The 11,366-nt window shown below is 63.7% G+C and carries 8 protein-coding genes and 1 tRNA gene; 2 read left to right on the forward strand and 7 right to left on the reverse strand.

Annotated features, from left to right (window positions below; genetic code table 11):
* Positions 1-508: 508 nt before the first annotated feature.
* On the reverse strand, positions 509-982 hold the full coding sequence (locus QX034_RS29475) for a type II toxin-antitoxin system RatA family toxin (protein ID WP_315703890.1): 474 nt from the start codon (positions 980-982) through the stop codon (positions 509-511).
* Between the two features lies 1 nt (position 983).
* Positions 984-1,943: a lipoyl synthase gene (gene lipA / locus QX034_RS29480; protein ID WP_315703889.1), complete on the reverse strand. Its 960-nt coding sequence runs from the start codon at positions 1,941-1,943 to the stop codon at positions 984-986.
* Positions 1,944-2,075: 132 nt separating this feature from the next.
* On the opposite strand from lipA, the gene QX034_RS29485 reads away from it, so the two are divergent.
* Positions 2,076-2,765: a DNA-3-methyladenine glycosylase gene (locus tag QX034_RS29485; protein WP_315730032.1), complete on the forward strand. Its 690-nt coding sequence runs from the start codon at positions 2,076-2,078 to the stop codon at positions 2,763-2,765.
* A gap of 30 nt (positions 2,766-2,795) precedes the next feature.
* On the opposite strand, the gene QX034_RS29490 is transcribed toward QX034_RS29485, so the two are convergent.
* The 4 genes from QX034_RS29490 to QX034_RS29505 form a co-directional block, all read right to left on the reverse strand.
* Positions 2,796-5,663, reverse strand: coding sequence for a valine--tRNA ligase (locus tag QX034_RS29490; RefSeq protein ID WP_315704283.1), 2,868 nt, complete (start codon positions 5,661-5,663; stop codon positions 2,796-2,798).
* Between the two features lie 308 nt (positions 5,664-5,971).
* Positions 5,972-6,730, reverse strand: coding sequence for a DUF2497 domain-containing protein (locus tag QX034_RS29495; protein ID WP_315703887.1), 759 nt, complete (start codon positions 6,728-6,730; stop codon positions 5,972-5,974).
* 428 nt (positions 6,731-7,158) lie between these two features.
* Positions 7,159-8,544 (reverse strand): TolC family outer membrane protein, encoded by a 1,386-nt coding sequence (locus QX034_RS29500; RefSeq protein WP_315703886.1) that lies wholly within the window; start codon positions 8,542-8,544, stop codon positions 7,159-7,161.
* Positions 8,545-8,821: 277 nt separating this feature from the next.
* Entirely contained in the window at positions 8,822-9,487 is a 666-nt protein-coding gene (locus tag QX034_RS29505; protein ID WP_315703885.1) for a protein-L-isoaspartate O-methyltransferase, read from the reverse strand.
* A 402-nt stretch (positions 9,488-9,889) separates the two neighbouring features.
* On the opposite strand from QX034_RS29505, the gene QX034_RS29510 reads away from it, so the two are divergent.
* A tRNA-Asn gene (locus QX034_RS29510) sits at positions 9,890-9,964 on the forward strand.
* 620 nt (positions 9,965-10,584) lie between these two features.
* On the opposite strand, the gene QX034_RS29515 is transcribed toward QX034_RS29510, so the two are convergent.
* Positions 10,585-11,052 (reverse strand): hypothetical protein, encoded by a 468-nt coding sequence (locus QX034_RS29515; protein WP_315703884.1) that lies wholly within the window; start codon positions 11,050-11,052, stop codon positions 10,585-10,587.
* Positions 11,053-11,366 lie beyond the last annotated feature (314 nt).

Raw genomic sequence — 11,366 nt, forward strand, 5'->3', positions numbered from 1 at the left:
ATGCGGACGGCGAAATCGTGTGGTCCTGACGCCCCGGTGCTGGCGTCCAGCGCAGCGCGTGAAACGCGTTGTCGCGACGCGATGATGCTTCGCATCACGCAGTGGGGGCAATCAAGCCGGTCCCCAGGGAGATCACGTATAAGCCGTAACCCATCGCGCAGGGAATGCCGGATGTTCGGCTTAACCTGTGGTGACTGCCGCCTGCTTTTCTTGTTGCAGGCGGGCCATGGGTGAGGCCTTCACCCGGCATTCCCTGCGCCCTCTTCGATCTTTGAGGGTGTGAGCTTCGCCAGACTCGGGCGCGTCAGCGCTGCGGGAATGCGGACCCGCATCTGCTGTTTGAGACGTGGATAGTAGTAACCCGACGACTCTCCCAGCTCGTCATTCCGGGGCATCGCGAAGCGATGAGCCCGGAATCCATAACCACGATCGTGAGTATGGATTCCGGCTCGCCCTGCGGGCGCCCCGGAATGACGATGGGAAGGACGAGGCCTGCAACAAGCCGCGCCTAGGTCGAGGACACCGCGGGCTTCTTGCCGTAGATCGCGTCCGCCCGCTTCTCGAATGCCGAGGACAGCCGCGCAAACGCCGTGTCGAACATCGAGCCCATCAGCATCGCGAGCATGCGGCTCTTGAACTCGTAGGCGATGAAGAAAGTGACCTCGCAGGCATTGCCGTCGCGCGGCTCGAAGCTCCAACGGTTCTCCAGCGAGGAGAACGGTCCGCTGACATATTCGACCAGGATCTTGCGGCCCGCCCGATCCAGCGTGACGCGGCTGGTGAAGGTCTCCTTGACCAGCTTGAACGACACCGTCATGTCGGCAACGATGACCTCGAGGCCGTCAGGCTTCTCGCTGCGCTGGCGCACGACCAGCGCCTGGCACAGCGGCACGAATTCCGGATAGCGCTCGACATCCGCGACCAGGTCGAACATCTGGTCGGCGGTATGCGGAACGCGCCGCTTGTTGGAGAATCTCGGCATGTCAGCGCTGGGCCGCGGCGCGCGCGGCCTTGAGCTTGGCGAAATCCTCGCCGGCATGATGCGACGAGCGCGTCAGCGGGCTCGCCGACACCATCAGGAAGCCCTTGGTGTAGGCGACGGTCTCGTAGCCGGAGAATTCTTCCGGCGTGACGTAGCTCATAACAGCATGGTGCTTGCGGGTCGGCTGCAGATACTGGCCGATGGTGAGGAAATCGACGTCGGCCGAGCGCAGATCGTCCATCACCTGCAGCACCTCGTGGCGCTGTTCGCCCAGGCCCACCATGATGCCGGACTTGGTGAAGATGGTGGGATCGAGCTCCTTGACCCGCTGCAGCAGGCGGATCGAATGGAAGTAGCGGGCGCCGGGCCGCACCGAGAGATAGCGCGACGGCACCGTCTCGAGATTGTGGTTGAAGACGTCGGGCTTGGCCGCGACCACGAGCTCGAGCGCGCCGTCCTTGCGCAGGAAGTCCGGCGTCAGCACCTCGATCGTGGTGGTCGGGCACTGTTGGCGAATCGCCCGGATGGTCGCGGCGATATGCGCCGCGCCGCCGTCAGTGAGATCGTCGCGGTCGACCGAGGTGACGACGACATGGGTCAGGCCGAGCTTGAAGGTAGCCTCCGCGACATGCTCCGGCTCGCTGGCATCCAGCGCGTCCGGCAGCCCGGTCTTGACGTTGCAGAAGGCGCAGGCCCGGGTGCAGGTGTCGCCCATGATCATGAAGGTGGCGTGCTTCTTGTCCCAGCATTCGCCGATGTTGGGACAGCCGGCCTCCTCGCACACGGTCACGAGCTTGTTCTCGCGGACGATGTTGCGGGTGTCGGCATAGCCGCGGCTGGTCGGGGCCTTGACCCGAATCCAGGCCGGCTTTGCCGGCGAAGCGGAATCCGGCCGGTTCACCTTTTCGGGGTGACGGGGGCGTAGCGGCGTGTTCGAGAGGGTGTCGACGATGGTGACCATAGGCAGGTCCAGACTGCGAAAAGGCTTAGCTAATCCGCCGCTTGCCGTGACGCAACCAGCTCGCCGACCCTAGCAGGACATGGCAGATATGGGCAGTCTTCCGCGCCCTTATCCCGGTTGATTCCCTTCAAAATGGCCCGCAAACCGCCCTCCACCCCAGCAGTTTCACGGACTCCGGCCCCGCGGACAGGGAAGCGGCTGACCCGCGCCTTCTTTACGCGCAGCGTGCACGAGGTCGCGCCGGAGCTGATCGGGGCCACCTTCCTGGTTGATGGCGTCGGCGGGATGATCGTAGAGGTAGAGGCCTATCACCACACCGAGCCGGCCGCGCATTCGTTCCGCGGCCAGACGCCGCGCAACGCTGTGATGTTCGGGCCGCCCGGCTTTGCCTATGTCTACCGCTCCTACGGCATCCATTGGTGCGTGAATTTCGTCTGCGAGAAAGAGGGATCGGCGAGCGCGGTCCTGATCCGCGCGATCGAACCGACAATGGGCATTGAGGAGATGCGCCGGCGGCGCAAGCTGGAGGATGTCCACGCGCTGTGCTCCGGCCCGGGCAAGCTGACGGAGGCGATGGGCATCACGATCGCGCACAACGGCCTGCCGCTGGATGCTGTGCCGATCGAGCTGTTCGCGCGTACGGCTGATGTCGATGTCATTAGGGGCGTCCGCATCGGTATTACGAAAGCCGTGGAACTGCCCTGGCGCTACGGCGCGAAGGGCTCGCGGTTCCTCAGCAAGCCGTTTGCGGCACCGGCTGCCCCGTCCTCAGCCGTCGTCCCGGGCAAGCGGACGAAGTCCGCGCAGACCCGGGACCAATAGTAAAGCGCGTCTTATCAAGACGCCGAGCACTCACCCAACGCCCGCCAGCCGCGCCAGTGCCTCCTGGAACTTGGCCTTGCGCGCCAGCGCTGCCTCGCGCTTCTCCCGCTCTTCCTCGACGACCTCCTCGGCGGCCTTCGCGACGAAGTTCGGATTGCCGAGCTTCTTGTCGACCCGCTCGATGTCGGCGTCGGCCTTGGCGATCTCCTTGGTGAGCCGCGCGCGCTCGGCGGCGAGATCGACGACACCCTTCAGCGGCAGGGCGGCGACCTCGCCGCGCACGACGAGCTGGGCCGAGCCTTCCGGCGCCCCGTCGGCGAAGCTGATGTCCGAGAGCCGAGCGAGGCGCTTGATCACATCGGTCCAGCGCGGCGCCCGCTCCTTTGTCTCTGCCGAGGTGCCGACCAGAACGAGCGGCATCAAGGTCGCCGGCGGGATGTTCATCTCGGCGCGCACCGAGCGGATCGCGGTGACGAGATCGACCACCCAGCCGATTTCGGCCTCTGCGGCCTCGTCCTTGAAGCTGGCGGCGTCGAACGAGATCAGGAGCGGCGGCACCAGCGGATCGGCGAAGCTGGCCGCCGACAGCGCCGCGATCTCCTCGACCGTCGGGACGTCGGTGCGATGCGGCCAGGGCGTCAGTGCGAGCAGCCCGTCGCGGCGCGCCGTCGTCTCCCACAGCGCCTCCGTGATGAAGGGCATGAAGGGATGCAACAGCTTGAGGATCTCATCGCGCGCCCAGGCGACCATCGCCTGGGTTTCGGCCTTCGCCCGGCTCTCCGGCCCGGTCAATACCGGCTTGGCGAGCTCGAGATACCAGTCGCAATAGACGTTCCAGACGAAGCGGTAGATGGCGCCCGCCGCATCGTTGAAGCGATAGGCCTCGATCGCCTCGGTAACCTCGCGTGTCGCAGCCGCCGCCTCATGGGCGATCCAGCGATTGAGCGTCTCCTTCGCCTTTGCCGCGTCGAAGCCATCCGGCATCGCGCAGTCGTTCATCTCGGCGAAGCGGCAGGCGTTCCAGAGCTTGGTCGCAAAGTTGCGATAGCCCTCGACGCGCTGCGACGACAGCTTGATGTCGCGCCCCTGGGCGGCCATCGCCGCCAAGGTGAAGCGCAGCGCGTCCGCACCGTATTCGTCGATCAGGGCGAGCGGGTCGATGACGTTGCCCTTCGACTTCGACATCTTGGCGCCCTTCTCGTCGCGGACGAGCGCGTGGATGTAGACGGTCGAGAACGGCACCTCGCCCATGAAGTGCAGGCCCATCATCATCATGCGGGCGACCCAGAAGAAGATGATGTCGAAGCCGGTGACCAGCACGTTGGTCGGATAGTAGCGCTTCACCTCGGGCGCATCGTCGGGCCAGCCGAGCGTCGAGAACGGCCACAGCGCCGAAGAAAACCAAGTGTCGAGCACGTCCTCGTCGCGGGTAATGAACCCGGCGCGCTTGTTGCGGTCGAGCGCCATCTCCCGCCCCTGCTCCGGCGTAATGACCTCCTGCTCGACATAGTAGCCGATGGCGTGGCCAACCGCCTCCTCCTCGGTCTCGGCGACGAACACCTTGCCGTCGGGACCGTACCAGGCCGGGATCTGGTGACCCCACCAGAGCTGGCGCGAGATGCACCACGGCTGGATGTTCTCCATCCAGTCGAAATAGGTCTTCTCCCAATTCTTCGGGACGAATGTCGTCGTCCCCGACCTGACCGCCGCGATCGCGGGCTGGGCCAAGGTCTTGGCGTCGACATACCATTGGTCGGTGAGATACGGCTCGATCACGACGCCGGAGCGGTCGCCGTGCGGCACCATGTGGGTGTTCGGCTCGATCCGTTCGAGGAAGCCGAACGTCTCTAGGCGTTCGACGATCTTCTTGCGCGCCGCGAACCGCTCGATGCCGTGGAACTCCCGCGCGAATTCCTCGGAGCCCTCGGGCAGGTCGCGCATGTAATCCTCGTTACCGACGAGGTTGAGACACGCTTCCTTGTCGAGCACGCTGATCTGCGCCAAGCCATGGCGGCGGCCGACCTCGAAGTCGTTGAAATCATGCGCCGGCGTGATCTTGACGGCGCCGGTGCCCTTCTCCGGATCGGAATACGTGTCGGCGACGATCGGAATCTCGCGCCCGACCAGCGGCAGGATCACGCGCTTGCCGATCAGATGCTGATAGCGCTCGTCGTCGGGGTGCACCGCGACTGCGGTGTCGCCGAGCATGGTCTCGGGCCGTGTGGTGGCGACGACGATGAAACTCGTGGGATCATCGGGGCTGAAGGTCCTGCCCTCCAGCGGATAGCGCAGATACCAGAGATTGCCCTTGAGCTCGACCTGCTGGACCTCGAGATCGGAGATTGCGGTGAGCAGTTTCGGGTCCCAATTAACCAGCCGCTTGTCCTTGTAGATCAGGCCGGCGCGGTGCAGTTCGACGAACACCTTCACGACGGCTTTGGACAGCCCCTCGTCCATGGTGAAGCGCTCGCGGCTCCAGTCGCAGGACGCGCCGAGCCGCTTGAGCTGGTTGATGATGGTGCCGCCGCTTTCGTCCTTCCATTCCCAGACGCGCGCCAGGAACTTTTCGCGGCCCATCTCGCGGCGGCTCGGTTGCTGCCGTTCCATCAGCTGGCGCTCGACCACCATCTGGGTCGCGATGCCCGCATGGTCGGTGCCCGGCTGCCAGAGCACGTCGCGGCCGCGCATGCGTTCGAAACGGCAGAGGATGTCCTGCAGCGTGTTGTTGAGCGCGTGGCCCATATGCAGCGAGCCCGTCACATTCGGCGGAGGGATCACGATCGTGAACGGCTCCGCATCGCGCCGGTCGGGGCGCCCGGCGCTGAACGCACGGGCATCCTCCCAAACGAGCGACATGCGGCTTTCGATGTCGGCGGGCTGGTAATTTTTCTCGATCATGGCGTTCGCAGCCGGCACGCGCCAGCTTTCCAAAATTCGTGGACCCTCGCAGCTCTGCCCTCAGAGTTCCGATCGGAACTGAGAAACTCACCGCAAGCTCATGACTCTCAAGCTCTTTTCGAGCCGATGCACCGTCCGAGGCAACCGCAAGCGAGCGGGCGGCGGCACCTCCTCGGCGGCACCAGTTTGAAGATGGGTAGAAACCCCCCGCAGCGCATCAAGTCAACAGCAGCCCGGAGGGGGCGTCTGCGCGCCAAGACGGCGCGCGGGCAAGACGGCAAAGCGGAAGACGCGCTTGGAGCCGGCGCTCAGCGGCCGCGCGACACCCGCTCGATCTCCGCCTTGACGATGCGCTCGACCAGGGCCGGCAGATTGTCGTCGAGCCAGCTCTTCAACATCGGCCGCAGCATCTCTTTGACGAGATCCTCCAAGGTGCGCGCATTGTTGCTGAGCACCGTATTGGCCAGGGCGTTGAAAGCCGACTCCACGGCATTGACCGTGGTTGGCGACAGGATCGGCTGCTTGGGAGGCGTCTGATCGAAGGACGATTCGAACGTGGGCGCCTTCACAGTCTGGTTCGCCGCGGCGCGTTCAATGAACTCGATGTCGTTCTGCGGTTCGACCCTGCGGAATGAAGCCGGCGCGGGGCTCGGAGCGGGGGGTGGAGGTGCCACTGCCATATCGTCCGTCAACTCAAGTACATCAGGTTCTGGTTCTGGTTCGGGGTCTGCGGGCCGAACCTCTTCGGCCGTCGTCTCATCCAATCCCGCCAGCAATGCGTCGATGTCGTCCTGGCTATTGCTGGCCGGAGCCGCGGCTGGTGGCGGCGCTGCCGGCGGAGGAGCCGCTTTTGCGGTTGCAGCAACGGCGGCAGGAATTTTTGAAGGTGGGATGTCGTTCATCGCCGGCTTAGGCGCCGGCTTCTCAGCTTTCGGTGGCGGCGCGGCTGCAGCTGCCACAGGCTTCTCGGCAGCCGACGGCTTGGCTTCATCGTCGGCGATGATGCGCCGGATCGACGCCAGAATCTCCTCCATCGAGGGTTCTTGCACTTTCGCGGGCTGCGTCATTTCCGACTCCAAATCATCGACGCCGTCGCACGCGTCATCTTACCCCAAGCACCGCAAGATTCGCAGGCTCCGGATCCAAGAGGCTCGGATTTCCTGATGGACATGCCCCGATTGTCTCCAGATTATGCGCCGCTCGATGCAGTTGAAAGAACGATGCCGTCCGCGTCGGAGCTCCGCTTGGAATGATACTCCGAGGCGCTCCGAATCGTTCCGCGGCCTTTTTTAGGCTATGTCATGGCAACAAATGATTGCAAGCAACGCTGGCCGCGAACCGGTGGAGCAGGCAAAGTTAGTAGCCGTTCGGCGCAGGCGCGCCACAACTTCTAACAGCATCGGCCTGTCGCCTCAACAAACACTGCCGCGTTCGCTACACACGAAAACGCCTCGGCCAATGGCCGAGGCGTTGATCGTCTACCCTTGCGATTGGTTTACCGCCCGTCTGGCGTGCGAACACCAGCCCAGCTGTCACGAACCTGATGGTAATGGACGCTCGGATCATAAACCGTGGTGGGCAGGTTCAAGACCTGGGGCGACAGCCGTCCGATGGCATTGAGCACCGAGTATGACGCCACGACCCGATCGTGCTGCGCCGTCACCAAGGCGTTGCGCGCGTTCACGAGTGCCTGCTGCGCGTTCAGAACGTCGAGCGTCGTGCGTTGTCCCGCTTTCGCTTCTTCGCGCACGCCGTTGAGAGCGACCTCGGACGCGGTCACCTGCGCCTGCGCAGAGGAAACCTGAGCCTTGCCGGCGACCAGCTGTCCCCAAGCCGTTACCACGTTGGCACGAGTCTGATCGCGCGTCGTATCAAGGTTCAGACGCTGCTGCGCCAAATTTTCCTTCGACTGGCGGATCAATGCATACTCCGCGCCGCCTTGGTAGATCGGAACCGTAAGCTGGGCGACCGCCGATGCACCGAACGAGCGGAAGGACTGCAAGCTCTGCTCATTGGATTGCTGTGCCTGAGCCGTCACCGTCACCGTCGGCAGCAGCGCCCCCTCGTTGATCTTGACCTGGAGATAATTGACGTCGATGCCAAACATCGCCGCCGTGACACTCGGATTTTCCGTCAGGCTGGTCTCGATGGCCTGCTGAAGGGTGGACGGCAGGAAACGGTCGACCGGCGAGCCGGGGGCGAGATTCTCGGGTTCGCTGCCGATGATGCGGCGGAAGTTGGAACGGGTCGTCGTCAGGTTGGACTCAGCGGTCAGCTGCTGCGTCCGGCCCGCGGCGAGCTGTGCCTCCGATTGCGCCACGTCAGTGCGCGTCACCTCGCCGACATTGAAGCGGTCGCGGGTCTGTTTCAGAGTCTGCTCAAGAACCCGCGTGTTGCTGCGCTGAACTTCCACGATGGCAGCGTCACGGAGATAGTCCATGTAAATGGTCGCGGCCTGGAACAGCACTTGCTGCTCCAGAACGCGCAAACCTTCACGCGCGCCAGACACCTGGCTCTCGGCGGCTCGCGTCTTGTTGGCCGTCTGATTGCCGTTGTAGAGCGTCTGGGTCGCGGTCACGCCGACGCTTCGCGGGACCGTCTTTCCATGGAAGGGGTCAGTGCCCGCGCTGATCTGAATGTCCTGGTACTGGTAGCCGCCAGTGGCTGTGAGTGAAACCTTGGGCCGGTAACCCGACAGGGCCTGCGGCACGTTCTCGTCGGTAGAGCGGACCGCGGCACGCTGGGCATTCAGCTGCGGGTTATTCTGATAAGCACGGACCAGCGCGGCCTCTATCGTATCGGCCAGCACAGGCGTGGGTCCAGCACAAGCAATCAGGAGGACCGCAGCCGCCGCTGCGGTGACGACCTTCACCCCAAACATCCCTGTTCCAATCATCGTTGTTACCGGCTCAACGCCAAAGCCGGGCCGTAAGCCACAAGAGAGACTCCCGCGCGCCACCGCACCTTATTCCCCACGCAAGCGCGACGAAACCACCCAAGATCGGACTCGTGTGGAAACTCTACGCCTGCAGCATCCGGGCCACACTTCTGATTTAAAACAGATTTCCGCCCGCCCACAGGCCTGCGACCGCCGCAGAATCCCCATGGGGGCGCCCCGGCCAGAGGCCATTTCGGGGCGGTTTCGGGGTGAAACAGTCTTAGAAAACGAACTCGGGAACCCGCTCAAGTCCCGGCAGGACCGGAGCCGAGGCATCAAACAGGACCCGTGAGCCGAAATCTTGATGTGAGTGGGTAATGATCATGGCCCGCGCGGGCTTGGTCTTGGCGAAGACCCCCACCAGGCGTCCCCCCTCCTTGAGCTGGCGGCACAAGCCATCCACGGGAACCTCTGAGGCTCCGTTCAACAGAATCACATCGTAGCGGTCATCGCCCGGATCACCCTCGGCGCATCCTGCCACCTTGACCGTGATATTGTCGAAACCGAATTTCCCGACCAGCCCTCTGGCGCGGCCCTCAAGCGCCGGATCGCACTCGGTGGCGACGATTCTCTCGGCGAGCGGTGCCGTCAAAGCCGCCAGATACCCGGTCGCGCAGCCGACGACCAGAACATGATCGGTAGGGAGGATTTCCGCGGCTTGCAACAGCTTGCCGGTGAGCATCGGCTTGATCAGGAAGCGCTTGGCCGAGCCGGCTTCAGAGACATCGAGATCGAGATCGAGGTAGGCCAGCGCGCGACGATCCTCAGGAACGAAGGCCTCACGCGGTACCGTCAGCATTGCATCCAGCACGCGATGATCGGTGACATCGTTGGTGCGCACTTGGCTATCGACCATTTTCTGGCGTGCAATCGCAAAGGCGGACATGGGGCAGACCTGCAAGCAAGCGGACAAGCCGCGAAGGAACTGCGTGACCTTTTGGTACAAGGCTTTTGAAAACGCAACATGATGATCGTCCGGCCTTCGGCAGAGCTGGCCGCTCTCTGCGGCAGGCATCCGGAGGCGACGTCGCGCATTGGTTCAAGACGCCAATCCATTGTCCGCGAGTCGCGTGCAAAATCGGGCAATCAGACCGACCGACTTGCAAACTTCCTGCGACCGGATTGTGGGGACGCGATCGCCCGCGAGCTCCTGGTTCCGCAGTAAGTAATTGTCAGAACGAAACTTTTCGTTCTTTTCGGAGTTCTGTGCGATCGCGTGATTTCCTCCTATGCAAGGCGATGCGGCTTTGTTATACGCTCCCCCGCTCGCGGCCCTTAGGTCGCCTGTTCCTCGGTAGCTCAGCGGTAGAGCATTCGACTGTTAATCGAATGGTCGCTGGTTCGAATCCAGCCCGGGGAGCCAGAGAGCTCTTTTCAGGCCAAATCCCCCGTTCAATTCCTTTCAAACCCGCCTGAAGCGCCCTGAAAACACTCGGTTTTTCCCTATCAATCCCGTTCCGGGCCGTCTCTGGCCGTTCAAATCCGCGGGAAACCGTGGGGCCTCTGGTGGGGGCCTCTGCCTCTTGTGCCCCAATTTCGGGGCCTATTCTCCAAAAGGCCCCCAGCGAGTGGAAGCCTAACGAGAAGGGCGCACAAGATGGCCGAGAAGCTGCTGACCGACAACAAGATCAAGGGAGCCAAGCCCAGGGCCAAAAATCCTACAAGATGTTCGATGGCGGCGGCCTCTAAGGTGGCATAGGCGCGGTGCTCGGCGACATCGATCGGCTGCGCCTTGGCCAGCCGGGTCAGGAATTCGTCGTCGATAGTCGGCGCCAGCGGCAGGCCCTCGCGATTGCGGAAGTCGAGAATAGCGCCCTCGGTCCTGCCTTTCGGCGTCATCGAACCATCGCCGCTGTCGACCTGGAACAGCCTGATGTTCTTAGCTGCTGCTGCACGCGTGCAACTAGCTCCGGATCCGGCACCTCGGCCAGATCCGGCAGCCGCGCGTGCTGCTCCGGATCGTTCTCGAGGACCCCCCCTCTCTCAGCGCTGCGCCTCCTTCTCGCGCCGCGCGGACAGGCCCTTCTCATCAGGCGTGCCCTTCCAGATCCGCTTCATCGAACGCAGCAGCGCCGGCACCCGGGCGAGATCGCCGCGCTTGATCGCGGCCTTGATGTCGCGCATCTCGGCATAGCGCGGCCCCTGCTTGTCGAAGGAGGCGCCGCGGTTGAGCACCAGCGAGAACAGCGCTCCCTTGCAATACGGCGACAGCGCGTCATAGCCCGGCAGATGCGCGCGGCACATCGTGGTGTAGCGCGGCAGGTCGCACGCCGCGTGGACCTCCGGCGCGAGATCCCAGGGAATGTCGACGACGCCGTGCAGCTGCCGCGTCAGATCGCGCGCGCGGCCCGGTGACGCCGGCGCAGGACAACAGCGCGCCCAGCTCGGCGTCGGAGATCCGTCCCTCCCAATCGGCCGCGATCTGCTTTCGGCTCGCCTGGCCGAAATCATGGCCGATGGCGCCAGTCGGCCCCGACTGCGGGTTCGGCCAGGTCAGGCACCGGCAACGCTTCTCATAGACATCGCGGCTGGTCACCTCGTAGCCGACGGCGTCGTCGAAGGTCTCCTGCGAGATCCCGTGCAGGTCGATCATCTTGATCTGCCTCATTGTTGGGACGATTTTTGTGACGAACGCGGAGGGCGCGAACTCTTCAAATCGCGGTACCCCACTGAAAAATCTTGATATTCCAGCAAAACTCCCAGAAAGGTGCGCATCGGCAGATCGACCCGCAAGGATTGAATGCTCCCAAATTGAGATGCTATGC

The sequence above is a fragment of the Bradyrhizobium sp. SZCCHNR3119 genome (assembly GCF_032487775.1).
GTDB lineage: Bacteria > Pseudomonadota > Alphaproteobacteria > Rhizobiales > Xanthobacteraceae > Bradyrhizobium.

What these genes read in the sequence shown, in the direction of transcription:
- QX034_RS29495 (WP_315703887.1), bottom strand. Translation starts at nt 6,730, where the DNA reads ATGACGCAGCCCGCGAAAGTGCAAGAACCCTCGATGGAGGAGATTCTG.
- QX034_RS29490 (WP_315704283.1), bottom strand. Translation starts at nt 5,663, where the DNA reads ATGATCGAGAAAAATTACCAGCCCGCCGACATCGAAAGCCGCATGTCG.
- QX034_RS29475 (WP_315703890.1), bottom strand. Translation starts at nt 982, where the DNA reads ATGCCGAGATTCTCCAACAAGCGGCGCGTTCCGCATACCGCCGACCAG.
- QX034_RS29485 (WP_315730032.1), top strand. Translation starts at nt 2,076, where the DNA reads ATGGCCCGCAAACCGCCCTCCACCCCAGCAGTTTCACGGACTCCGGCC.
- QX034_RS29505 (WP_315703885.1), bottom strand. Translation starts at nt 9,487, where the DNA reads ATGTCCGCCTTTGCGATTGCACGCCAGAAAATGGTCGATAGCCAAGTG.
- QX034_RS29515 (WP_315703884.1), bottom strand. Translation starts at nt 11,052, where the DNA reads ATGATTTCGGCCAGGCGAGCCGAAAGCAGATCGCGGCCGATTGGGAGG.
- QX034_RS29500 (WP_315703886.1), bottom strand. Translation starts at nt 8,544, where the DNA reads ATGTTTGGGGTGAAGGTCGTCACCGCAGCGGCGGCTGCGGTCCTCCTG.
- lipA (WP_315703889.1), bottom strand. Translation starts at nt 1,943, where the DNA reads ATGGTCACCATCGTCGACACCCTCTCGAACACGCCGCTACGCCCCCGT.